The following is a 21,510-nucleotide window of genomic DNA, read 5'->3' as shown; positions in this document are numbered from 1 at the left end:
GACCAGCGTCCTCTGGGCTCTGCTACGCGACAACCGGGCCTTCACCCCTGTCCCGCCCACCGCGCAGGCGGCTTGTCCCCGTATCTGAAACTCCGCCGAACCCGTCACGGATGATGGGAGTCGCATCGCGCTACCGCTAACAGGGGATAAATGATCAAGATCGAATACCGGCAGACCGGCCCCTACGTGGACCAAGGCCAGGAGCACCGCGAAGGAGTGGACCTTGCCGTCGTCAGCCGTGCTGACCTGCGCTGGTACTACTTCCTGTCGGACCTTACGTTCACGATCGGCGAGGCCGAGCTGAGCCCGCCGTGGTCGTGGACGCCCGTTTTCGACTTCCTGTGGTCGATGAAGGGTGCACTCGAACACTTGGAGCGGGGCGAGCGGACGACGATCGGCTTCACGGAGAACGCCGAGCTGATCAACTTCCTCCCGGAAGGTGAGAAGGTACGGATCTCATGCACATACACAACGACAGAGGCCGTCTGTGAACGCGTCGACCTCAAGGACGCCTGGCTGACCCTCCGAGAAGCCGTGCTGACGCAGCTCAGTGTTGAGTACCCAAGACTCACGGCCAACCCAGTACTTGGGGAGCTCCGGCTCTGACTGCCTAACCCCGACGCGGCCCGTCACCTTGCTCTGGGCGACACAGAGCAAGGAAGCGTGGTTGAGGCCGATGGGGGTGCAGCGAGGCACACACGCGCCTCATCGGTCGGCATAGCCGCCGTCGTGGCTGACTTTCGTCGGCTGAGGCACGGACGATCCCCGACAGGAGGCACCGTCCTCACAAGCGGAGGTCACCCCCATGGGCTCGACTCGGTCATTCCCGCCGCGCGAGGGTCGCGCTACCGCTGGTCGGGCCATGCGTCCAGGACGACACCGCTGTCGTCGTCCAACAAGGTGACGCGGGCTGCGGGCATGGCACCCCCGTACTGGTCGACCCAGTCGCGGAACTTGTCACGGGCGGCGTCCTCGCGCCCCCACCAGCCGTGCTGCACCGGCCGCTCCGCAGCAGCGAGCAGCAGGTTTAGCGGCCCGGGCTGGTCATGCGAGCCGGATCCCTCTCGGCTGGCCCGGCTACGCATACCGACTGCGTCCCCGATCTCCCGCACCGTCGGCGCCTCGCCGCGGTCGGCGATCGCCTGCCGGATTCAGCGCAGGACGCGCTCCTGTGACTGAGCACGACACCTGGCCTGAATGGACAACTTCGATGCACAGCACTGACTGCCCGTCCTGCACGAGGCGGGTCACCACCGGGCGCGCAGTACACCATCGCTGTCCGGTAGGACGGCGCAGAACAGTGGGTGGCGTTCGTCGAGGTACAGAGGTAGGGCGGAGGCCGCCTTCGCGCCGGCCACGAGGGCCCCAAGCTCCTGGTACTCGGTGTCGTCGACGATCGCGTGGGCGATCGTCCCGTCCTGTGTCTCCCAAACGAACTCCACAGATCCCTCCTCGGGCAGCAAGGCGAGGACCGCGCCGAGGTCGGGAGTCAACTCTGGCCAGACGGTCAGCAGAGCGCGCGGGCTGAGACCGGCGCGCACCGCATCGAGGTTTTCCTCCGTGAGGCGGTGCCAGCGTGCGGCGTTACGAACGTAGGTCTCCTCCAGAAGTGCCGTCTGGCATGCGGCCAGCATCGTACGAACGCGCGCCCAGAAGGCCGCGTCGGCGACCTCTGTTACGTCCGGTTCCTCAAGCTCCACGGCGTAGGGCGAGGTCGTCACCGATTCCGGGAAAAGGCCGAGTTCCCGTGTACGGGCCACGGCGTCCAGGCACGGCCGATCGCTGCCTACGTACACGTACTGGTCCCACCCGACGTGCACGGCAAAGCTGTCCCCCGCTTCCAGTCGGCACCAGGCGCCCTGGTCGCGGAGCATGGCCCGCACCAGCTCCAGAGCCACCGGAAGGGAGACCTCCGCCCCGTCGTGGTAGCCGGTCAGGTCGGGCGGGAAGAGCCCGCCGAGACCATGTCCTGCAACCGGCGGCTCCCCACCGAAGTGGACGAAGCCGGTGACCGCGGGCTCCCGGATCTCCAGCCGGTCGATGCCGGAGGCCTCCGCGAAGGCAGCGATCGCCGCCAGGTATGCCGCCTCGATCGGCCCGTGGTCACTGACCGTGTCCTCGGCACCGGTGTAGTTGCCGCGCTCGTCGCGGTCGGCGGGATCGTACTTGGTAATCCGGTGGACGAAGTCTGGCGGCATGCTGCTCCTTGGACTGAGCGGAGGGGGTGCCAGCGTAGTTTCCGGTTCTGTCTCCGTAGTCCCGGGGGGCGGGGGAACGGCCCAGGTCAACCAGCTGGGCGCTGCTCTGCTGGCCAAGTGGAATGCACACCCCTGACAAGTCCCGTGCTCACCGGACAGATGTAGCGCTCAGTATTGCGCGCGGTAGAGAAAGGCCGGCGCTACCCGGTCGCATCGCTGCGCCCGGCACCAACAGGTGTCGTCGTCTGGGATGGGCTTGCCCGCCGGGGGTTGCCCTGCGGGAACGGGTGGTGTCCGGTTTGGGTGCACACCTTCGACCCCGAATCCTGCCCTCTTCGCCCCATGCAGCACCGCGCTCACCGACCAACTGCCCGGTGAACGCGGGCCATCGTCCAGGACGGGTCAGTTGCTGCAACAGTCCCGTCACTCCCCTTGGATCCTGCCCAGAGCGCTGTGAGTGGCGAGGGAGTTAGCTCGATGAAGCTTGGAAATGGGCAGGTCAAGCACGCCTTCCCATAGTCACGGGACTGACGGGACTGAGAAATCAGCAAGCTCCGCGACTCGCGGCCAGTGTGTTCCTTCGGTCCGCTTGCGGGACTGTAAATCGTTCGGTGTAACTCCCGATGCCGTGGCTCAGCCGTAACTGCACGAGCCGGTCCGCCAGTTCGGACCTGAGCCGATCGGCGTACTCCTCCGCCGACTCGGGAGAGTGGCTAGGAGTCGATGATGAGGGGCTGTCCGCCTTCGAGGCGTCCCGACCAGTACTGGTCGCTTCCGGCTCGGGAGGCCCGGACGGTGATGCCCAGTTGCTGGAAGACGTTGTTGCGGTCACGGGTGGCGAGGGCTTCCTGGACGGTGGCAGTGCGCTGCTCGGCGTTCCAGTCGACTGCGTGAATGGTCGGTACGCCCAGCCACACGAGGTGGCTGCGGACATCGTCGGCAGTGACGGGCGCGGGGACGGCGGCGGCGCACCGGTCCCGCTGGCTGCTCGGGCAGTGGTTGACAGCGCAGGCTGCCGTGCCGTGGACGCGGTGGCTGTCGGCGCGCTGGAGGACATGCGCCAAAGCGCAGGCGTTGGTCTGAAAGATGGGGTGATTGGGATAGCGGCTCGGGAGTGAGGCCAGCAGTCCCAGGTCTGGCGCGGCCATACGGCGTCGGCCGATTCGAGTGGCAGTTCGTCAGCGCCGAGTTCGGGCCAGAGCTGGGTCATCTGGTCGCGGGCGCCGCGCTTCACCTTGAGGCCGACGGCGACGGAGCAGGCGGAGTAGCGTGCGGCCCAGTCCAGTACGTGAGTGATCGTCTTGGGGGCAGCGTTGGCCGGCATCAGCGGGCGCCAGTAGTGGATGACGGGGAGGCGTGCTCGTGCAGGCGGGGGAAGTTCTCGCGGAGGGCTTGGTGGTCGATGCCGCGTTCGATGTCCGGGCCCAGGCCGGAGCAGCTGAGGTAGACGATCACGCGGGTGCCAGCCGACCGCGCGGCGAGGATGGCGTCGATGACGTCCTTGGTGACGGCGCACTTCGTGATCAGGCACACCGGGTTGCGGACCTCGCGGGCGGCGAGTTCGCCGAGGAGGCCGATGAGGTGGGACCGGGTGCGGGGCGTGGAGAGGGCGTCGGTGCAGGTGTAGAGGGCGAGGACTGCCTGCGGGTTGTAATACGGGCTTGCCTTGAGCAGGTCGACCGTCCGTCCCGGGGTTGCCAGCTCCACCGGTTTGACGCGGGTCTGGCCGCGGTCGACCAGGTAGCAGTACCCGCACGCCTTGTTGCATCCCTGTATCGGTTTGACCCCGAGCCAGGTCTCGTGCTGGTCGATCACCGGCTCCCAGATCCGCTGTGTGGGTGGGACCAACGTGAATGTGCGCACGGGCTGCTCCTTCGGGCAGGACCGGTGCCGCCCGCCAGGGGGAAGGCGGGCGGCAGCGAGGCCAGGTGGGTTGCGTGGTGATGCTTGCGCCTACGGCGGTGAGCTTGGTGACGGGCTCCTCGTATCCGCGTTCCAGGTAGCGGGTGCCGCTGATGGTGCTGGTGCCTTCGGCGACCAGTGCGGCGAGGACGTAGCCGAAGCCGGCCCGCAGGTCGGGAATGACGAGATCGGCGGCCTTGAGCGGAGTCGGGCCACTGATCTTGGCGGTGTGCAGGAAGTCCCGGCGGTGCCAGCCGCACGCGGTAGCTCCCAGACACCGGGTGGTCAGTTCAATACCTGCGCCCATGGCGCGGCTGAGCTGCTCGGCGTAGCCGAACCTGTCCTCGTAGATGGTCTCGTGGACGACGGACGTTCCCTCGGCCTGGGTGAGCAGGACGGTGATGGGCTGCTGCCAGTCCGTCATGAAGCCGGGGTGGACGCCGGTTTCGATGTCGGTTGCGGTCAGCGGCCGGGCTCGGAAGAACTCCAGGCCTGCCGCGGTCTCGGTGAACTCGCCGCCGATGTGGCGCAGGACGTTCAGGAAGGTGATCAGGTGGTCCTGGCGTGCTCCACGGACTTCGATCCGACCGTCGGTAGCGACGGCAGCCGCCGCGAGGGAGGCGATCTCGATGCGGTCGGGGACCGTGCGGTGCTCGACGCCCCTCAGCCCGGAGACACCGCTGATCACGATCGTGCGATCGGTGTCGATCGTGATCAGCGCGCCCATCTTCTGGAGCATCAGGACCAAGTCCACGATCTCGGGTTCGACGGCCGCGTTGGAGATGACGGTGGTGCCCTTGGCGAGGACAGCCGCCAGCAGCAGGTTCTCCGTGGCTCCGACCGACGGGAACGGGAGGTGGACGTGGGCACCCGCGAGCCTGGTGGCGCTGACCTTGACCGAACGGGTGCCGTCCTCGATTTCGGCACCCATCTGGCTCAGGCCGTCCAGGTGAAAGTCGATGGGTCGCTTGCCGATGGTGCAGCCTCCGGGCAGCGGGACGACTGTCTCGCCGCGCCGGTGCAGCAGGGGCCCCATCATCAGGATCGGGATCCGATTGACGCCCGAGTACATGGAGGACAGCTCGGTGCAGGTCACCTTCGGCGTGTGTACGCGCACGCTGTGCTCGCCGAGCCAGGACACCTCTGTGCCCAGCTCGGCGAGCATGCCCAGGACGAGATCGACCTCCAGGATGCGGGGCACGCCGTGCAGCACACAAGGCTCGTCTGTCAGCAGGGTCGCGACGAGCTGTTTGGTGACGGCGTTCTTCGCGCCGGACGCCTTCACCGTGCCGCGCAGTGGTTACGCCGCCGGTGATGCGGTAGACGTGCCGGTCAGCTGCCATGGGTCGCTCCCGGAGAGTGACGTTATTCATGTAGCGGTGCATCCCGTCCCGAGCGAGTGAGCCAGCGCCGCGCGTCCGTGATGAACCGGGCCTGGTCCAGGAACTCGAAGCTGTGCCGACACGAGATGATGTCCACCGTGCCAGGCACCAGCTCGGGCGGGATCGCATCAGCATCGAAGTCGTGCCGGACGAAAGACAACTGGTCGCCGAAGTCCGTATGACTGGCGCGTGCGTCCTCGATCGCCACGTCGCTGAAGTCGTAGGCGAGAACCATCAGACCCCACTTGGCCATGTGCGCGGACATCTTGCCCCGGCCGCAGCCGACGTCGACCGCCAGCATCCCGGACTTCACCATCGCGTAGTTCCGGAACATATTTCTCGGCAAGCGAAGACACGGCAATCAGGAGCACCCATGGGCGAGGAGATCTCCCGCCTAGACGCCCTCCGCTTCGCCCGCCGCGACTTCCAGGAGCACACCGCGCGCCAGCTCGCCACCATCGACCGGTGGATCGCCGACGAGGAATGCCGCAAGGCCGAGAAGCGGCAGGGCGAGGAGAGTCGTCCGCCGGCGCCCGACTGGCCCCTCGAGCTTGGGCTCAACCGCGACCAAGCCGTATACGTCCACCGCACCGGTTGATGGAACGCGGGCAAGCGGTCCCGCGGCGTCGGCGAGGCCGATGCGCGCCAGGCGCTCGCCACAGGCGTCTTGGCCTGCCCCCACTGCCATCCGACCATAGCTTGAAGGATCGCTCACACGACTGGTCCCCCGCCGGATGCGCAGGGGACCAGTTCCGGAGCTGTTTACGCAACCCCGCGTGAGCCGCGCCAGAGGTCAGCGCTTGAACATGTCCTTGATCTTCTCCTTGGCCTGGCGTGCATCGCCCTTGGACTTTTCCGCCTGGCCTTCGGCGACCATCGGTTCATCGACGGCGGCCCGTCCCGTGGCCCTCTTGAGTTTTCCCTTGGCCTGCTCAGCCTTGGCCTTGGCCTTCTCACCAGCCGACATGACAGACACGCCTCCTGCCGTGGTTAACGATTTGTCCGCTTTTGGTGGCGAATCCCGTGTGCCCAGCACCGCCCCTCACAAACGGGTGATGACCATGAAATGGCGGTATGCCGCGATCAGGCGCTGCGCGGCCGGCGCCCCGCGGTCTTCTTGGCCGGCTGCTTCTTCCCGACCGTCTTCTTCAGCCCGTGTACCTCGGCGGGCCCGGTGTCCTCGCCGCGGGCGGCCTTGACCTTCGATACGGACTCTTGCAGTGCGGCCATGAGGTCGAGCACCTGGGTCGGCTGCTCGGGCTCGGGGGCTTCGGGGAGCGGCTTCTCCTGGCGCTTCGCCTCGATCAGCTGAGTCATTGCTTCGGTGTAGCGGTCCTGGAACTCGGGGCCTTCCAGTCTTTCGGTGGTCATGGTGTCCATGAGGGCGAGCGCCCCTGTGATCTCGTCCTCGGTCACCTCGGTCGGCGGCGGGAGCAGCTCGGCGGGGTCGCGGATCTCGTCTGGCCAGCGCATGGCGTGGAGGACCAGGACGTCGTCGCGGACGCGGAGCAGGCCGAGTCTCTCGCGGCCGCTCCAGGCGCACTTGGCGACGGCCACCTTGGCGGAGCGGCCGAGGGCCTGAACGAGGAGCTTGTACGGCTTGGCCGCGACGAGGCTGGACGGCTGGAGGTAGTAGCCCTCCGCGATCCGGATCGGATCGATGGATTCGAGGGGCACGAACGCGTCGATCTCGATCGCCTAATCCGTTGCTAAGGGCAGCGCCGAGGGGGCCTCTTCCTTCGGGCTGTTCGAGTGCGGGACTGTGACGCCTTCGATCACCCGGGCTACGGGAAGCCTGTGTGTAGATCGGTGCGCGGTTCTGGTGCTCACGGTGGTGGTGACGTGCGTCAGGCGCATGCCTATCGATCGCCCGGCGTCGACGCCTATGCAAAGAGTGGCGGCGCCTGACGTGCGTGGCCGCCACCACCCCAAGCCTTGGCTATGACCAGGTGCAGCCGGGCGCTTTGATCACTCGTTTGCGTTGGTGCTGCGAGCCCGCCGCATGGCGACCTCTCGATATACCCGAGCCCATAGAGCTCCTGTGCAGACCGAGGCCCGTGGGGTGCGCTGGTGCCACGAACGGCTAGTGAGGTGGTGGCCCGGCCGCTGTGCGGTCGAAGCCTGGGATTAGGTCGCTGCGTGGCCCGCATGCGCTCGTGACCAGCGCAAACGCCGAACCATAGGGAGGAATTCTGCGTCCTTGTCAGGCTGAGGGCTTCGACTGCGGCTGGCCGCCTTGGGCGCGCAGTTGCTCATTGATGCGCTGAGCTTCTTCGAGCTGGTCTTCGAGGATGACGATGCGGCAGGCGGCCTCTATGGCGGTGCCCTGGTCGACGAGTTCGCGGGCACGGGCGGCGACGCGCAGCTGGTAGCGGGAGTAGCGGCGGTGGCCCCCTTCGGAGCGCAAGGGAGTGATCAGGCGGTGTTCGCCGAGGGCGCGGAGGAAGGCGGGGGTGGTGCCGAGCATCTCGGCGGCCCGGCCCATGGTGTAGGCGGGGTAGTCGTCGTCGTCGAGGATGTCGGCGGGCCGGGTACTGCGAGGGGGCATAGACCTCTTCTTTCGGGGGACGCGTCGGGGGGCCCGGATGCCGTACTGGCACCCGGGCCCCGAGCTTTCAACACCATCTACCGGCCGACTGCGCCGGCCTTCTTTGTCCGCAGGTTCCGCCTGGGAGGGCTGGGCTGCGGGGATCGCGTATGCGTGACCGGGGACCACCTTCCAATCCGGGGCCTTGCGGTACCCGGGCGGACTGCTTCCTCGCCCGGGCGATCCTGATGGCGTCTCGCTCCTTACCTTCGGTTACTCGGTTGTACTGCTGGATAACGCGGGTACTGCTCGCGCCCCCTTCGGGTCGCGTCCTGCTTGACCTGCATGCACGGCAGTTCCTGTCTGCCACGCCCACTTCGACTTCCTGGGTACGGGAGAAACAGTAGCCCTGCGGAAGGCCAATGTCTACCTCAGCCATGACAGATTTCCTCTGTTGCACCTGGAAGAGTGCTTCACGGCAGGTTGTGGCTTCAGACTTGCTGTCTTGGTGGTTGGACAGTGCCAGCAGGCCGCGGACGGGCAGGTGGGCCTCTGCTGGATGGCGGAGGGCGCCGCCCATGTGGAGGGTGTAGCGGGTGCGCCGCCCGTCGCGCTCGCGGCTGAGGTAGCCGGCCTGTTCGAGGTCGGTGACGATGCGCTGGGCGGTGCGTTCGGTGATGTGACAGACCGCGGCGATATCACGGAGGCGCAGGTCAGACATCCCATGGCGTAGGGATGTCAAGCGGCTGTGGTGAGGGTTGCGTGGTGTGACCATGCGGTGGCCTCGTCGTAGAGGGTGCGGGTCTTGAGGCATCCGTGGAGGATGCCGACGAGTCGGTTGCCGAGCTGGCGCAGGGCGCGGTTGTAGTCGGCGTCGCGGGCGCGCTGTTTGTCGTAGTAGCGGCGGGCGCCGGGCGAGGTGTTGATGGCGGAGAACGCCTGCTTGTGGAGTGCGTCGGCGAGCCGGTCGTTGCGCGCGTGGCGGGCGTGGACGGCGTGGGTTCTGCCGGAAGCGCGGGTGATCGGGCTGGTACCGGCGTAGTTCTTGCGGACCTTGGCGGAGGTGTAGCGGGTGGGGTCGTCCCCGAACTCGGCGAGCACCCGGGCGCCGGTGATCTCGCCGATGCCGGGCATCGACAGGTAGATCTCAGCGTCCGGGTGCGCGAGAAAATGCGCGCTCACCTGATCTTCCAGCGTGTCTATCTGCTCGTTCAGCGCGATCAGCACTCTCGCGTGCGCGGCCGCCGCCGCGGCGTAGGCGGCGGCAACCGGGGCGGCGATGCGGAGCTGGGGCTGGCGCAGGCTGGCCTGGATCGCGGCGGCTTTCTGGTCCCGGTTGCGGCGGCGTTGGCGGGCCAGCACCGCGGTGATCTGCGGCTTCGTCAGCTTTGCCGCCTGCTCCGGGGTGGGCGCCTTGATCAGCAGTTCCAGGGCGTCGGTGCTGGTCAGCTCCAGCCCGGCGTAAGCGGTCAGCGCGCCCGGGAAGTACTCGCGCAGCGTGTTCCACAGGCGCTGGAAGGCGCGAGTGCGCTCCCAGATCAGGGTCTGGTGAGCGCGGGCGACGACTTTGATTGCCTGGGCCTGGTCGCTGTCCCCGGCGACTGGCCGCAGCTGGGGGCCGTCGATGCGGACCATGTCGGCCAGCGCGTGCGCGTCGCCCTTGTCGCTCTTGGCTCCCGACGTGCCGTACCGCTCCTTGAACCGGGCCGCCTGCCTCGGGTTGACCGCGTAGACCCGGTAGCCGGCCGCGATCAGCGCCTGCACCCACGGATCCCGGTCGGTCTCGATCCCGACCGCCACCTGCCCGGGCTCCAGGTCCTCGCAGCCGTGCTGGGCGATGAGGGCGTGCAGCTTCGCGATGCCCTCGATGCCTTCCGGCAGCCGCGCGGCGCCCAGCTTGCGGCCCGTGGCGTCCTGCACCTCGACATCATGGTGGTCTTCGGCCCAGTCGTCGCCGATGAACAGCGCCAGCACCCGCCCCTTCGCTCTCTTCCGATCACGGTGTGCAGCCCGCGGAAGGCACGGCTCGCTCTCTAATGGATCAAGTGCTCACGCCCAACCACCCGGCGGGCACGCCATCCCATCGGCAGTCAGGCCTCCCGGCCGACCAGCGGGGGCACGGTCTGACCTCAGAACTCGCAGTGGCTCGGAGGCTGGGAGTGCTCACCTGCCGGCGGCTACGGACCGCAGTCTTCCTCACGGCCCGACGGAGCCCATTAGAGGCGCGTGCGATGACCAGCAGGACGCGGGCGTGATTGGTGAGGAAGGTCCATCCTCCGGTCTTCCGGAGATCGAGGAACTGGGCGCTGACATCGTGCTCGTCGATCATCCGGCCGTGGCCGCACGGGTGCGTGCGATCATCGGCGACGATCCGGTGCAGCTGGGACTCGACGGCGTCAGCGGAGAGGCCACCTCACTACTGCTGGACGTGTTGACCGAGGGCGCCCTGTTGGTGATCTACGGCTACATGAGTGGCGAGCCCTTCTCCCCCGACCAGGACGTATTGCGGGCGAAGAACATCACCACAACGGAGTTCTGGATGTACGAGGACGAGTATCTGCCCCGTCATCCGGCCCTGAGCGCAGAGTCCGGGCAACTGGTTGCCGATGGCAGGCTGACATTGCCCTCCGCTCCCGTCTACAAGGCCAGGGACTTCGCCAAGGCCCTTGCGTACCTGCACGAGAACGGCAAAGTCCTTTTGGACTTCAACCCCACCGCGCGTAGCGGCCGATGAACGAAAGTACACCCGAGCCGGTCTCGGGCAACCGAGTGGTCTTTTGCACACGATCAAGGAACAGCACCATGACCCCAGACAACGTCGAGGAAGCGGCCGAGCCGAAGCTCGTGTTCCTCTCGCTGCCGTTCTTCGCCGTGCCGAAACTGACCGGCCTCACCGACTGGTCCGGAAAGATCGTCGTCGACACGACCAATCAGTTCGCTGCGGCCAACCCCCGGGCGGGGCAGGTACGGCGTCGGTGACCTCACGGGCAGCGAGTGGGTCGCCGAGCACCTACCCGGAGCTCGGGTCGTGAAGGCTCTCAACACCCTGTTCGCCCCCTTCATCGCTGCGGACCCGCGGCATGCCGAAGGCCGGCAGGTGGCCTTCTACGCGGGTGACGACACCGATGCGAAGGCAACTGTGGCCGGATTGCTGGGCGAATTCGGATTCGCCGCGCTGGACCTCGGCGGCCTGCGTGAGGGCGGGCGACTGATGCAGTTGCACGGAGCACTCAGCGCAAAGCACTTGCTGCTGCAGGACGTCGGCTGACGCCGCGGCCCAGGTGATGCTTGGAGCCGGCTCGTCCCCGGTCGACCGGCGAGGGGCCCGCCTGGCTCCCCCTTTTAGCGCCCTGACGTGGGAGGAGTCGACGACGCAGCGGGACCGGTCCAGCCGCGAGGCTGCGTTCAGTTCGGCCAGCAGGACCTCGTGCAGCCGTTGCCAGACGCCGGCCTGGTTCCAGCCCCGTAAACGTCGCCAGCAGGTCATGCCCGAGCCGAAGCCCAGCTCCTTGGGCAGGTACTCCCACTGGATCCCGGTGTGCAGCACGTAGCAGGATCCCGCACAGCACCTCTCGGTCTGGCAGCGGTTTGCGGCCCGGGTGCCGAAAGCGCCGCTCGCGCTGCGGCAACAGCGGCTCCAGGCGGTCCCCCAGCTCATCCGACACGATCCACGGCGACGTCCCCACATCGAACCGAACGCTCAACTACCGTCCCGCACACGGCCATCATGGCCGAGCCATCTCATTGTGTTAGCCGTTGTTACGAGACGCTGTCGGAGCCTGCGAGGAGCCCTTCGCGGAGTTGCAGCGGCGCCACGCCGTGCCACCTGCGGACCGCCCTGCGCAGCGCGCGTTCGTCGGAGAAGCCTGCCTGGCGGGCCACCTCGCGGAGCGTGAGGTGAGGGCGGTGCAGGAGTTGTTCGACGCGTTCGCGGCGTACGCCCTCGACGATCGCCTCGTAGGAGGTTCCGCAGTCGGCCAGGCGGCGGCGCAGCGTGCGTTCGCTCGACGCGTGTCTGCGGGCCTGCTCGGCGAAGGAGGGGACGTGCGGGAGGCTCTGCGCGACGGAGATCTCCAGCACCTCCAGGAGGTCCTGCTGCCGGCGGCGCGAGGCCATCTGTGCTTCGAGCAGTTCGAGGGTCGAGGCGTAGGTCACCGGATCGCGGCCCGGCATCGGACGGTTGATCCATGCCTGCGGCACCACCATGCGGTTGTGGGAGGCGCCGAAGTGCAGCGGGCAGCGGAAGAGTTCACGGAACGGCTGGGCGTCGTGCGGTGGGGGGAAGGCGAAGTTGACCTCCTGGGGTGCAAGGCCGACGCCGGCGGCGAGGCGGCCCAGCGTGACGACGCTGGAGAACGCCTCCTCGATGAGGAAGACGGCGACGTTCGGGTCGACCACCGGATCCGGGAGGTCGGCCCGTACCACGTAGTCGGGGCCCTCCCGGCCGGCCGACCAGACCGTCATGGCTCCGGACACGTTCTGGAAGCGCACGCCTGTCTCGATGGCCACCCGGAGGGTGTCGCTGGCGAGCATGGCGAAGCCCAGGAGACCCCAGGCGGTGAGGTGCTGGGCGGCTCCGACCCGCAGGCCCAGGTTGTCGTCGCCGGTTAGTTCGACGGCGCGCCGGATGACGGCACTGCCCTGCCGGTAGGAGACGCGCAGGGCCGCCGATGCCATCAGGGTCTCGGTGAGCCCCACTTGTGTGAGCTCCGGTTGCAGGTCGACGCCGTACTCCCGGGTGATCTGGCTGAGGTAGCGCAGGATGTTCGGGGAGATCGTCGCCGACGTGCTGCGCGTGGTGCCGTTCTCCGGACGGGGTGCCTCGGGCATGGCTTCTCTCCAGGGCCGTACTGGCGACCACTCTAGGCAGTGGCGTCCGGTTTCCGCTTTGTCAGCGGGTACGGATCCACACCGTCTTCTCCCTGGTCCACTGGTCGAAGGCGTTGGTGGATCGCTCCGCCCCGCCGAATCCGGACTGCTTCCAGCCGCCGAAAGGGGAGGTGATGTCGCCCTCGCTGTAGGCGTTAACGGAGACCACCCCGGCCTGGATGCCACGGGCGAGGCGGAAGGCGGTGTCGAGGTCGCGGGTCCATACGGAGGCGGCGAGGCCGTAGGCAGTGGCGTTGGCCATCCGGACCGCTTCCTGCTCGGAGGTGAAGGTCTGGACGGTGACCACGGGTCCGAACAGCTCCTCGGTGAGGACCCTGCTGTCGTCGGGGGCGCCGACCACCACGGTGGGCGGGAAGTAGGCCCCGTGCGGGTGAAGGCCTTCCGGCAGCCCGGCGGTGTGTGCCACGGCTCCGGCGGCGACCGCCTCGTGTACGGCGCGTGCGACCCGGTCCCGCGCCGCACCGCTGATCAGCGGCCCCATCCGGGTGTCCGGGTCGGCGGGGTCACCGATGGCCAGCGTCCCGGCGGCTGCCGTGAACCGTGCGATGACCTCGGCGGCAATGTCCTCGTGGAGCAGGACGCGGGAGCCCGCCGTGCAGTTCTGGCCCGTCGTCAGGAACGCGGCCTCGACCATGTCGTCGATGAGTTCGGCGCCGAAGTCGAGCGCGTCCGGCATGAGGACCTGGGGGCTCTTGCCGCCCATCTCCAGGGAGACCCGTTTGAAGTTGGTCTCCGCCGCATCCACCAGGATCCCTCGTCCGGTGGCCGTCGAACCGGTGAAGGACAGGGCGTCCACCCCGGGGTGGCGGGCGAGCGCCTGACCGGTTTCCGCCCCGTAGCCGGGCAGGACGGTGAGCGTCCCGTCCGGCAGACCCGCTTCCATAGCCAGCCTGGCCATGTGGAGGGCCGAGCGGGGGGTCGCTTCGGCGGGCTTGAGCAGCAGGCTGTTGCCCGCGGCGAGGGCGGGGCCGATCTTCCAGGCGGCCATGGCGAGCGGGTAGTTCCACGGGAGGACGGCCGCGGCCACTCCGACGGGTTCCCGGGTCATCAGGCCGAGGTGGTCGTGGCCGGTGGGGGCGACGCGGCCGAAGACCTTGTCGGCCGCCTCCGCGAACCAGCGGATCGACTCGATCGCGGCGGGCACGTCGCCAGTGCGGCAGTCCGTGATGGGTTTGCCCGCATCCTCGCAGTCCAGGCAGGCCAGGATCTCGGCGTCGCGTTCCATCAGGTCCGCGAGGCGCAGGAGCGCCGCGGCCCGCTGCCGGGGCGGCCGGCCCGACCACGCCCCCTTGTCGAAGACTCGGTGGGCCTGGTCCACGGCCGTGTCCACCTCATCCGCGGTGGCGGCGGGCAGGGTGTCAAGGGTTTCCCCCGTCGCCGGGTTAAGGACCCTGAGTAGACGGACGTTCGTTTCTGTGGTCACGGTCATGCCTCCTTCACCAGTTCCCAGCGGCCGTCGACCTGACGAGCCAGTCCTCTGCGGCGCAGGTCCTCCAGGTATCTGGCCAGACCGCGCTCGCCGCGCCTGCGGAAGAGCGGCAGGAGACTGGGCAGGAGGTTCGGCACCAGCATGGAGAAGCGGACCAGGCGGGATTCACCTGCGCGCGGATACGCCTCGAGCCGCGGCCTGTCGAGCAGGCTCACCACCGCGGCGACGACGTCGGACGGCTGCTGCGGCGGGTCCTGGAACTGCAGGGAGTTACCGCCGTCGACGGCCTCCTGGCGCAGCATCGCGGTGTCGGTGGCCGACGGCAGGACGGATCCGACGCGGATGCCCTTGTCGCCCAGGTCGAGGGCGATGGACAGCATGGCGCCGCGGAGCCCGAACTTCGACGCCGCGTAGATGGGCGTCTCGCCCTGCGGGAAGATGCCGGCCAGGGAAACCGTCGTGATGACGCGGGGGTCGCTGGCGGCCCTCAGCAGGGGGATGGCGAGCCGGGTCGCGACGAGCGGGGACACCAGGTTGAGGTCGATCTCCCGCTCGATGCTCTCCACCGCGCGCACGTCGAATCGCTCGGTGCTGGTCATCCCGACGTTGTTGACCAGCACATCGAGGCGGCCGAAGGCGAAGGCGACGTGTTCGAAGAGGTCCGCCACCCCTGCCCGGTCCAGCAGGTCGCAGCCGAGGCCCAGGTGACCGGAGCCGGGAAGGGTGTCCGCGACCCGCTGCGCGCGCTCACCGTCGATGTCGACGACGACGCACACGGCGCCGCTGGCCGCGAACCGCCGGCACAGCGCGCTGCCGATGCCGCCCGCGCCGCCGGTCACCAGCATCACCTTGTCGGTGTAGTCGTAGCCGCTCATGCCACCGTTTCCTTGCTGCGGACGGCCAGCACGGCCGGGGGGCGTCCCTCGGTGGGCCAGCCCATGGCGGCGGCGACCTTGGTGAGGTACCTGGTGTACGCGACGCTGTCGACGTAGCCGGTGTGGCGCGGGGAGTCCACGAACCTCAGGCCGCCGGTCAGGTCCGGGCGGTCGCCGCGGATCATGCGGGCGAACCGCTCGGCGTTCGGCATGCCCCGGCGGGTGTCCTGGACGAAGCCGGCGATCAGCTGTGCCTGGGCGTCGAAGAGCTTGTAGGCGCCGGAGTTGGTCTCGATGAAGCCGACGCCGAACAGCCCCTCGTGCTCGCGGGAGAACGAGGACAGGTACAGGTCGGGGTGCTGCTCGTCGCCGAAGTAGCGCTGAGCGACGGGCACTTTGTGGACGTAGCCGGTCGCCAGCAGGATGAGGTCGAAGTCGTTGCTGCTGCCGTCGGTGAAGTGGACGGTACGGCCCTCGGCGCGCACGATGCCCGGCCGCGCGGTGATGTCACCGTGCTGTAGGTGGTGGAGCAACATCGAGTTGACCGTCGGATGGGTCTCGAAGAGCTTGTGGTCCGGTTTCTGCAGGCCGAGGCGGCACGGATCGCCGTTGATGATCCGCAGGAGCGCGCCGAACAGCTTCTGCTCCAGCCACTTCGGCATCCGAGGGCCGACGCCTTCGAGGGTGTCCACGGGCCTGCCGAACACATGCTTGGGGATGAACCAGTAGCCGCGGCGCATGCTGATCTCCGCGTGGTCGGCGGCCCGGGCCGCGTCGCAGGCGATGTCGCAGCCGGAGTTGCCCGCGCCGACCACGAGGACCCGCTTGCCGCGCAGTTCGTCGCTGCTGCGATAGCCGACCGTATGCCGGATCTCGCCGCTGAAGTCACCCGGGATCTCGGGGACGTTGGGGTGCCACTGCGCGCCGGTACAGACCACGACCTGCCCGTGGCGGCTGGCCCGGCCGTCGGACCGGGTGACCGTCCAGGTGCCGTCCGGGTTCTTCGTCACCTCACGGACCCCGGTGCCGAACTCGATCCGCTCCGTCAGCCCGTACGCGTCGGCGAAGGACGTCAGGTACGACAGGATCTGCCGCCGCGAGGGGTAGTCGGCGAAGTGGTCGGGCATCGGCCAGCCGCCGAAGCCCGAGAGGGTCTTGCTGGAGATGAAATGCGCCGACTCGTACATCGGGCTGCCCGGATTGTCGATGTCCCACAGACCTCCCGGACCCGTGTGACGCTCGATGTGCGTATAGGGAAGCTGCCGTTCACCGAGCGCCCGTGCCACTGCCAGCCCCGCGGGACCGGCCCCAATCACACACGTGTCGAATTCGGACTCCTTCACGAGTCCACCTCCTCTCGTCGCCACGTTCGGCGTGGGAGGAACTTAGGCAGCGTGCAAGCGCCGGCGGACTGGCCTGTGCGGCCACAAAGGGGACCGCAGGGGCCAACCCCGTTGACCGGCCGGGCGCGGCGCCGGCCGGTGGACCCTGACGCTCTGGTGGTGTGCCGGTCTCCTGAGGCACCGCCCGGACCATCCGCTCCTGGCCGCCAGGGTCCTCAGTGTGGCCGTCGGTGTCCTCCGCCGGGTCGGTCCGCATTCCTACGGTTGCTCCCATTCGCGCGCACCCCGGCCCGCCCACGGTCCGTGACAGGAAGAGGTCCCCATGACCGCGTCCCTCGGAGCGACCGCTCCGCCTCTGCCGGTGAGAAGTGGCCCGCTCGCAGGAGCCCGCCGGGTCACGGCCACCGTGTTCGCCGCCCAGGGCGCGGCGGTGGCCGCCGTGTCCACCACCGTGCCCGCCGTGGAGAGCCATCTGCGGCTGTCGTCTCTGACGATGACCGCGCTCACGATCGCCCTGACGCTGGCCGCGGGTGCCGGCAGCTTCGCGGGCCTGGCCGCCGTACGCCGCTCGGGTCCCGTCACCGTCATGCGCGCGGCGGTGCTGACAGCGGCCGTGGCCCTGCTGTCCGTGGCCTGGGCGCCGGGCCGGCTCTCCGCCTCGGCGGCCTATGTCTTCTTCGGGCTGGCACTGGGTGCCATCGATGTGTCCGTCAACACCCGCGCGGCAACCCTCGAACGCCACTACGGGCGCAGTATCCTCTCCTCCTTCTACGCCGCCTGGAGCGCCGCTGGCGTGGCGGCCGCGCTGCTGACGGCAGGCGTCTCCCGGCTGGGCTGGCCGGTCGAGTACGTCCTGACCGCGCACGCCGCGCTCGTGGCCCTCCTGGCCCTGACCGTCCGGCCCCATGTCCTCTTGCCCGCGCTCTCCTCGTCCGGCGACAGACCGGCGCCGGTCGAGGAGGTCCTGGGGCGGCGGGTGTGGGCACGGCTCCTCCCCTTCGGTGTCGTTCTCCTGGTCGCCTACGTCGTGGACTCCACGGTCTCGGCGTGGTCGACCGTCTACCTTCATCAGACCCTCGCCGCGTCCCTGGCGGCCGCGCCGCTCGCGTACGCGGCCTACCAGGCGGGCACGGTGACCGGCCGGGCGAGCGCCGACCTCATGGTCCGCCGGGTCGGGCCGGTGGCCGTGGTCCGCGCCGCCGCCCTGCTCGCGGCCGTCGCCCTGGCCGCACTGGCAGCAGCCCCGAGCTGGCCGTACGCGGTCGTCGCGGCAGGATGTGCGGGCCTGGGAGTCGCCGCCCTCACCCCACTGTGCGTCGCCGCGGCCGGCCGACTGCGGCCCGGCGCCCCCGAGACGGTGCTGGCCCGGCTCAACGTCTTCAACTACGTCGGCGTTCTCGTCGGAGCCGGTGCGAGCGGAGGCCTGGGGGCGACGGGCCACTTCCGCATCGCCTACGCGATACCCGCCGCACTCGCCATGGTCCTCGGGACCACGGCACGCTTCTTCCGGACCGACGGCACCCAGGCCGCCGCGGGCATGGACACCACGGTGTCCGGGTTCAGCTCACGTCCTCACCGTGGTCGTACACCGTGACCGCGATCTCCCACCCGACCAGCCGCTCCTGATCAGAGGCTCGACGCGGGACCACTTCCCGCCCGCGAGCCCGCACCCTATGCGGGGCATGTGCACGCAGGCGCTGAGTTCGACCACCTAGTGGGCCAGCCTGCCCAGCCCCGTGTCGATCGCCTCCATCGATCGACTACGCGCGCCGGCGCCGTCTCCTCACCCTCGATGCTCTGCGCATCGACCGCCGCGCCTCTGAACATCTGATTCGGGAACACGGGTGGAACCCGGGCCCCGGCCGGGAGCGCCACATGCGTGCCTATCTGCTGCATCTGCTGGGCGCCTGGACGGACTCCGATCACCCGCTCCCGGCCCAGTTCACCTCGTTTCCCCAACCACTGGCACCCGACCTTCACCGGGTCCTGGTCTCCACGAACGGACCGGACAACCTCCGGTTCATCTGCGCTCTTCCTTCCATGCCGAGCCTGCCGGCCGCTGAACGAGTCCTCAACAGCCCACGAATCAGGCACCACGCACCCGCCCGCTCACCGCAACACCGTGCGGCCAGGCGTTCCTGTGGCGAGCCGCACAAGTCCTCGCCCGGCCCTCATTCGGCTGCGGAACAGCCGTTCGCGCTGCGGAGGCGGATCGTCTGTGCTGCCGGGGGGCGGCGGAAGACACGGGCTTCCCGACGCTGCGGCTGTGCTGCTGAGCGCCGCCAGGTGTCGTGAGCCAGCCCGTGGCGCCGTCACTCAGTCAGCCGTCGTGCGGAGTGCCGCTTCGGCTTGGCGAATGCGCCATTCCTCCACGGTGTCCTGCTGTCGTCGGGCTCGCTCCAGCAGCCTGTCGAGCAGGGCTGGATCGAGGCGTTCGTCCGTCCCGGTGAGCTGGCGCAGGGTCTGCCATCCGGCCGTCTTGCCCTCCACCCCCAGCCGCAGCGCCTCCAGCTCCAGCACGGTGCTCAGCGGAGAGCGTCGCACCAGGCGGCCGTTGCCCTTCAGCCGTGCCAGTTTTTCCGCGACCCAGCCCGCGGAGACCTTGTAGCGGTGTACGGGGACACCCAGGTCCCGCATGATGCCGAGAAGCGCCGTGCGGTCCTGGGCGATGTCGGTGGCGACAGGCCCGAGCGCGCGGCCGAGCGCGGAACCACGGGCGACACGTGCCAGGTGGCCGGCCCGCTGGGTGCCCACGGTGGCGCCGGCGAGGTGGTCGTTCAGATAGATGCCGAGCAGCTTCATGTCGGCGCCGCGTGCATGCGGGTGGCGCCGAGGTGAGTTCCGTGGTGGGGCGTTCATCAGAAGCCTCCTTCTTGTGCGGGTGGCTGCCGTGTAGCCGGGGATGCAAGAGGTTCGGGCGCGCGCGGTGTACTCACCGTCGTCGTGACGCGTACGAGGCAGGGCGTGCGGGGCGTGGAGCCGAAGCCGAACCGTACGGGCGGTTCCACCGCGGTGAGGGCGCCGAGGTGGCGGCCCTCGAGGATCACGGTGGCCGCGGTAATCAGATGCAGATCGCGGGTGCCGTACCACTCGCGTCGGCCGGCGCCGGCCGTGCCACGGGTGCGCACGCCCAGGAGGAGGCGGGCGAGCGGGTCCGTCACCACCGTCCAGAAGGGCCGGGCGGCCAGGACATCGGGGACCGTCCGCAGGAGCAGCCCCACGGGGCCGCGCCAGCCGGCTGTGAACCGGAGGTCGAGGAGCGGGCCTGCGGTGACTGTCCAGCCGGCGCCGCTGACGTGGACGCGTACGGGTTCGATGCGGACCTCGTCGAAGGCGTAGGTGCCGGCGATGAAGTCCGCCGTCTGCCGGGTGGGTGCCAGCAACAGGCGGTGGCCGTCGGTCCGTTCGAGCATGACGTCGCTGAACGGCCCGAAGGAGGAGCGGGGCCAGTGGCCGAGGATCAGGCGGGCGCCGGACGCCGTGCCGATCCCGGCGATCCAGCCGTCGAAGCGCCACCGGGTAGTCTGCGGGGATCGGCGCATCAGGGTGCCTCGGTGGTGGTCGGGTTCATCCGCCCGCGGGCGGCCCGAGTCGGCCGCACCGGCGCCATGCCAGGAGCCATTCGGCCTGCATCGCCGCGTCCAGCAGATGGGTCGGACGGATCCGGCCGACGGGCACGTACACCAGGTCGACGGCCAGGAGGGTCACGGCCGTCCCGAGGCCCGTACGGCGGGCCTGGCGCACCGCACCGGCCGGAGTGAACAGCATGCTCCAGGCGGCCGTGGCCAGCAGCCCGGCTGTCGTGCGCTGGAGCCATACCTCGGACTTGGGTCCGAAGACGCACTCGAAGCTGCGCAGGTGCAGCAGCGGCCAGCCGCCCCCGACCAGGTTGAACAGCCCCTGGGCCCGCGCCACGAACACCGGGTTCATCCCCGTCTCCTCAGTGTCGGCCGCACCGGGCGCGAGACCCCGAAGCGGACCTTGTGAACGCCGTCGGAGAAGTGCACGAGCGGCGCCTGAGCGGGCGGCGGCAGCCCGGCCGCCCGGGTGAGGGTCTCTTGGAGGTCTTCCAGGCGCGCCGCGCGCAGCGGCCAGGGCTCGTGCTCGACGGGCGTCTGCCAGAGCACGCCAAAGCCCCGTGTGAAGGCCCGCCACCGCGACGTCAGCCACACATCCCGCGGGCTCGGCTGGACCGGCTCGCGCGGACGGACCACCACGCGGTACGACGGCCCGCCACGCCCCCGCTCCCCGGCGTAGGTCACTACATCACCGCCCCGCGACAGCGTCAGGTGCCCAAGGTGGTACGGCGTACCGATCGCACGGGCGGCCAGCATGACCCGGGAACTCACCTCGAGGGTCAGGAACCACAGGCCGTCCCTGCCGCCCCGTTCACGTACATACGTGCGCAGGTTGGTCTCCGCGAAGGAGGGCAGAGCAGCAGGTACACCCGGCGGGCGCACACGGGCCGTCACGAACGGCGTGAGACTCACCCACGCCCACTGATCATGGGTGTCCACCGTCAGCCCCTCCGGCAGCAGACGCTGTACCTGCTCGGGAGAGCAGGCCCAGTGCACGAACGTCTGGGTGAGCCAGCCAGCGCGCAGTGCCGGGAGATACACACGATGCTCTGGTCCATAGGACACCACGCGCACCGACTCCCCAGGAGGTCCGCATCAAAACTCGACACGACCCGATGCGGACGGGCCCGGGTCTCTAACCTGCCCCAGCAGACCAGGACAGAGTTCGGCCGACAGCGCGGGCAGCGCCCCGCTCGTTGTACGCGTGTGGACGACGAATGGGTGTTCTGGGCCAGCGGCGCCCCCACTGCGCTTCCGCACTGAGCCGTCCTCGCCCCGGCACCTGGGGGATGGCCAAGCCGTCGCCTGCGCCCGGATCCCGCGAGGTGCGGCGGGGCCGGGTGGTGCGACGGCTGGTGCCGGGTGGCGCCGAGATTGATCACGACC

The 21,510-nt window shown here is 69.1% G+C and carries 24 protein-coding genes and 4 pseudogenes; 8 read left to right on the top strand and 20 right to left on the bottom strand.

Annotated elements, in window-relative coordinates; translation table 11 throughout:
* The first annotated feature begins 150 nt into the window (after positions 1-150).
* Positions 151-606 (top strand): hypothetical protein, encoded by a 456-nt coding sequence (locus tag ACZ418_RS41095; RefSeq protein WP_468373498.1) that lies wholly within the window; start codon positions 151-153, stop codon positions 604-606.
* Positions 607-845: 239 nt separating this feature from the next.
* On the opposite strand, the gene ACZ418_RS41090 is transcribed toward ACZ418_RS41095, so the two are convergent.
* From ACZ418_RS41090 to ACZ418_RS41065, 6 genes and pseudogenes are all read right to left on the bottom strand, one after another.
* Positions 846-998 carry a hypothetical protein gene (locus ACZ418_RS41090; RefSeq protein ID WP_468373496.1) on the bottom strand — a complete coding sequence of 51 codons (153 nt, stop codon included), beginning with the start codon at positions 996-998 and terminating at the stop codon, positions 846-848.
* A gap of 249 nt (positions 999-1,247) precedes the next feature.
* Complete coding sequence (locus ACZ418_RS41085; RefSeq protein ID WP_468373494.1) at positions 1,248-2,198, bottom strand: RNA-binding protein; 951 nt, start codon at positions 2,196-2,198, stop codon at positions 1,248-1,250.
* A gap of 713 nt (positions 2,199-2,911) precedes the next feature.
* On the bottom strand, positions 2,912-3,346 hold the full coding sequence (locus ACZ418_RS41080; RefSeq protein WP_468373615.1) for a hypothetical protein: 435 nt from the start codon (positions 3,344-3,346) through the stop codon (positions 2,912-2,914).
* 175 nt (positions 3,347-3,521) lie between these two features.
* Positions 3,522-4,061, bottom strand: coding sequence for a hypothetical protein (locus ACZ418_RS41075; RefSeq protein ID WP_468373612.1), 540 nt, complete (start codon positions 4,059-4,061; stop codon positions 3,522-3,524).
* Positions 4,062-4,194: 133 nt separating this feature from the next.
* Positions 4,195-5,385: pseudogene (gene murA / locus ACZ418_RS41070) on the bottom strand (UDP-N-acetylglucosamine 1-carboxyvinyltransferase); the annotation flags it as partial.
* Between the two features lie 80 nt (positions 5,386-5,465).
* Positions 5,466-5,783 carry a class I SAM-dependent methyltransferase gene (locus ACZ418_RS41065; protein WP_468373491.1) on the bottom strand — a complete coding sequence of 106 codons (318 nt, stop codon included), beginning with the start codon at positions 5,781-5,783 and terminating at the stop codon, positions 5,466-5,468.
* Positions 5,784-5,855: 72 nt separating this feature from the next.
* On the opposite strand from ACZ418_RS41065, the gene ACZ418_RS41060 reads away from it, so the two are divergent.
* Entirely contained in the window at positions 5,856-6,080 is a 225-nt protein-coding gene (locus ACZ418_RS41060; RefSeq protein WP_468373489.1) for a hypothetical protein, read from the top strand.
* A 12-nt stretch (positions 6,081-6,092) separates the two neighbouring features.
* Positions 6,093-6,185 (top strand): annotated as a pseudogene (locus tag ACZ418_RS41055) (DUF6233 domain-containing protein); the annotation flags it as partial.
* 90 nt (positions 6,186-6,275) lie between these two features.
* Here the strand turns inward: ACZ418_RS41055 and ACZ418_RS41050 are convergent.
* From ACZ418_RS41050 to ACZ418_RS41040, 3 genes are all read right to left on the bottom strand, one after another.
* Positions 6,276-6,449 carry a CsbD family protein gene (locus tag ACZ418_RS41050; protein ID WP_451008910.1) on the bottom strand — a complete coding sequence of 58 codons (174 nt, stop codon included), beginning with the start codon at positions 6,447-6,449 and terminating at the stop codon, positions 6,276-6,278.
* Positions 6,450-6,565: 116 nt separating this feature from the next.
* Positions 6,566-7,171: a Ku protein gene (locus tag ACZ418_RS41045; RefSeq protein WP_468373596.1), complete on the bottom strand. Its 606-nt coding sequence runs from the start codon at positions 7,169-7,171 to the stop codon at positions 6,566-6,568.
* Positions 7,172-7,685: 514 nt separating this feature from the next.
* A complete protein-coding gene (locus tag ACZ418_RS41040) occupies positions 7,686-8,030 on the bottom strand; it encodes a MerR family transcriptional regulator (protein WP_468373486.1) in 345 nt (114 codons plus the stop codon).
* 484 nt (positions 8,031-8,514) lie between these two features.
* On the opposite strand from ACZ418_RS41040, the gene ACZ418_RS41035 reads away from it, so the two are divergent.
* Positions 8,515-8,742 (top strand): hypothetical protein, encoded by a 228-nt coding sequence (locus ACZ418_RS41035; RefSeq protein WP_468373483.1) that lies wholly within the window; start codon positions 8,515-8,517, stop codon positions 8,740-8,742.
* Positions 8,743-8,747: 5 nt separating this feature from the next.
* Here the strand turns inward: ACZ418_RS41035 and ACZ418_RS41030 are convergent, their stop codons facing one another.
* Positions 8,748-9,980 carry an IS110 family RNA-guided transposase gene (locus ACZ418_RS41030; RefSeq protein ID WP_468373593.1) on the bottom strand — a complete coding sequence of 411 codons (1,233 nt, stop codon included), beginning with the start codon at positions 9,978-9,980 and terminating at the stop codon, positions 8,748-8,750.
* Between the two features lie 280 nt (positions 9,981-10,260).
* On the opposite strand from ACZ418_RS41030, the gene ACZ418_RS41025 reads away from it, so the two are divergent.
* From ACZ418_RS41025 to ACZ418_RS41015, 3 genes are all read left to right on the top strand, one after another.
* Positions 10,261-10,743: a zinc-binding dehydrogenase gene (locus ACZ418_RS41025; protein WP_468373480.1), complete on the top strand. Its 483-nt coding sequence runs from the start codon at positions 10,261-10,263 to the stop codon at positions 10,741-10,743.
* Positions 10,744-10,811: 68 nt separating this feature from the next.
* On the top strand, positions 10,812-10,988 hold the full coding sequence (locus tag ACZ418_RS41020) for an NAD(P)-binding domain-containing protein (protein ID WP_468373477.1): 177 nt from the start codon (positions 10,812-10,814) through the stop codon (positions 10,986-10,988).
* A 49-nt stretch (positions 10,989-11,037) separates the two neighbouring features.
* Entirely contained in the window at positions 11,038-11,277 is a 240-nt protein-coding gene (locus tag ACZ418_RS41015) for a hypothetical protein (RefSeq protein WP_468373475.1), read from the top strand.
* Positions 11,278-11,287: 10 nt separating this feature from the next.
* Here ACZ418_RS41015 and ACZ418_RS41010 read toward each other — a convergent pair.
* The 5 genes and pseudogenes from ACZ418_RS41010 to ACZ418_RS40990 all read right to left on the bottom strand — a co-directional run.
* Positions 11,288-11,695, bottom strand: a pseudogene (locus ACZ418_RS41010) (transposase); the annotation flags it as partial.
* Positions 11,696-11,768: 73 nt separating this feature from the next.
* Positions 11,769-12,839, bottom strand: a complete 1,071-nt coding sequence (locus ACZ418_RS41005) for an AraC family transcriptional regulator (RefSeq protein WP_468373472.1) — start codon at positions 12,837-12,839, stop codon at positions 11,769-11,771.
* Positions 12,840-12,900: 61 nt separating this feature from the next.
* Complete coding sequence (locus tag ACZ418_RS41000; RefSeq protein ID WP_468373470.1) at positions 12,901-14,328, bottom strand: aldehyde dehydrogenase family protein; 1,428 nt, start codon at positions 14,326-14,328, stop codon at positions 12,901-12,903.
* The gene (locus tag ACZ418_RS40995) at positions 14,325-15,203 is read right to left on the bottom strand and encodes an SDR family NAD(P)-dependent oxidoreductase (protein WP_468373467.1); all 879 of its coding nucleotides are present in this window, start codon (positions 15,201-15,203) and stop codon (positions 14,325-14,327) included. The genes ACZ418_RS41000 and ACZ418_RS40995 overlap by 4 nt, the downstream gene beginning before the upstream one ends.
* Entirely contained in the window at positions 15,200-16,546 is a 1,347-nt protein-coding gene (locus ACZ418_RS40990) for a flavin-containing monooxygenase (RefSeq protein WP_468373464.1), read from the bottom strand. The genes ACZ418_RS40995 and ACZ418_RS40990 overlap by 4 nt, the downstream gene beginning before the upstream one ends.
* Positions 16,547-16,868: 322 nt before the next feature.
* Here ACZ418_RS40990 and ACZ418_RS40985 point away from each other — a divergent pair, with 322 nt between their 5' ends.
* Positions 16,869-18,140 carry an MFS transporter gene (locus tag ACZ418_RS40985; RefSeq protein WP_468373462.1) on the top strand — a complete coding sequence of 424 codons (1,272 nt, stop codon included), beginning with the start codon at positions 16,869-16,871 and terminating at the stop codon, positions 18,138-18,140.
* On the opposite strand, the pseudogene ACZ418_RS40980 reads toward ACZ418_RS40985, so the two are convergent.
* From ACZ418_RS40980 to ACZ418_RS40960, 5 genes and pseudogenes are all read right to left on the bottom strand, one after another.
* Positions 18,106-18,296 (bottom strand): annotated as a pseudogene (locus ACZ418_RS40980) (macro domain-containing protein); the annotation flags it as partial. The gene ACZ418_RS40985 and the pseudogene ACZ418_RS40980 overlap by 35 nt on opposite strands.
* Before the next feature lie 566 nt (positions 18,297-18,862).
* Positions 18,863-19,405 (bottom strand): hypothetical protein, encoded by a 543-nt coding sequence (locus tag ACZ418_RS40975; RefSeq protein ID WP_468373460.1) that lies wholly within the window; start codon positions 19,403-19,405, stop codon positions 18,863-18,865.
* Positions 19,405-20,088 (bottom strand): hypothetical protein, encoded by a 684-nt coding sequence (locus tag ACZ418_RS40970; RefSeq protein ID WP_468373457.1) that lies wholly within the window; start codon positions 20,086-20,088, stop codon positions 19,405-19,407. Before ACZ418_RS40970 ends, ACZ418_RS40975 begins: the two co-directional genes overlap by 1 nt.
* A gap of 25 nt (positions 20,089-20,113) precedes the next feature.
* A complete protein-coding gene (locus ACZ418_RS40965) occupies positions 20,114-20,476 on the bottom strand; it encodes a hypothetical protein (RefSeq protein ID WP_468373454.1) in 363 nt (120 codons plus the stop codon).
* Positions 20,473-21,165, bottom strand: a complete 693-nt coding sequence (locus tag ACZ418_RS40960; RefSeq protein ID WP_468373451.1) for a YqjF family protein — start codon at positions 21,163-21,165, stop codon at positions 20,473-20,475. Before ACZ418_RS40960 ends, ACZ418_RS40965 begins: the two co-directional genes overlap by 4 nt.
* Between the last annotated feature and the right edge of the window lie 345 nt (positions 21,166-21,510).

The sequence above is a fragment of the Streptomyces sp. NPDC030820 genome (genome assembly GCF_055572075.1).
This window is presented reverse-complemented; position numbering and strand designations above follow the sequence as displayed.

Bases quoted from the DNA above. Each gene is read 5' to 3' on its own strand.
- ACZ418_RS41095 (WP_468373498.1), top strand. From the start codon at position 151: ATGATCAAGATCGAATACCGGCAGACCGGCCCCTACGTGGACCAAGGC.
- ACZ418_RS41085 (WP_468373494.1), bottom strand. From the start codon at position 2,198: ATGCCGCCAGACTTCGTCCACCGGATTACCAAGTACGATCCCGCCGAC.
- ACZ418_RS41080 (WP_468373615.1), bottom strand. From the start codon at position 3,346: ATGGCCGCGCCAGACCTGGGACTGCTGGCCTCACTCCCGAGCCGCTAT.
- ACZ418_RS41065 (WP_468373491.1), bottom strand. From the start codon at position 5,783: ATGCTGGCGGTCGACGTCGGCTGCGGCCGGGGCAAGATGTCCGCGCAC.
- ACZ418_RS41060 (WP_468373489.1), top strand. From the start codon at position 5,856: ATGGGCGAGGAGATCTCCCGCCTAGACGCCCTCCGCTTCGCCCGCCGC.
- ACZ418_RS41050 (WP_451008910.1), bottom strand. From the start codon at position 6,449: ATGTCGGCTGGTGAGAAGGCCAAGGCCAAGGCTGAGCAGGCCAAGGGA.
- ACZ418_RS41040 (WP_468373486.1), bottom strand. From the start codon at position 8,030: ATGCCCCCTCGCAGTACCCGGCCCGCCGACATCCTCGACGACGACGAC.
- ACZ418_RS41020 (WP_468373477.1), top strand. From the start codon at position 10,812: ATGACCCCAGACAACGTCGAGGAAGCGGCCGAGCCGAAGCTCGTGTTC.
- ACZ418_RS41005 (WP_468373472.1), bottom strand. From the start codon at position 12,839: ATGCCCGAGGCACCCCGTCCGGAGAACGGCACCACGCGCAGCACGTCG.
- ACZ418_RS41000 (WP_468373470.1), bottom strand. From the start codon at position 14,328: ATGACCGTGACCACAGAAACGAACGTCCGTCTACTCAGGGTCCTTAAC.
- ACZ418_RS40995 (WP_468373467.1), bottom strand. From the start codon at position 15,203: ATGAGCGGCTACGACTACACCGACAAGGTGATGCTGGTGACCGGCGGC.
- ACZ418_RS40985 (WP_468373462.1), top strand. From the start codon at position 16,869: ATGACCGCGTCCCTCGGAGCGACCGCTCCGCCTCTGCCGGTGAGAAGT.
- ACZ418_RS40975 (WP_468373460.1), bottom strand. From the start codon at position 19,405: ATGAACGCCCCACCACGGAACTCACCTCGGCGCCACCCGCATGCACGC.
- ACZ418_RS40970 (WP_468373457.1), bottom strand. From the start codon at position 20,088: ATGCGCCGATCCCCGCAGACTACCCGGTGGCGCTTCGACGGCTGGATC.
- ACZ418_RS40965 (WP_468373454.1), bottom strand. From the start codon at position 20,476: ATGAACCCGGTGTTCGTGGCGCGGGCCCAGGGGCTGTTCAACCTGGTC.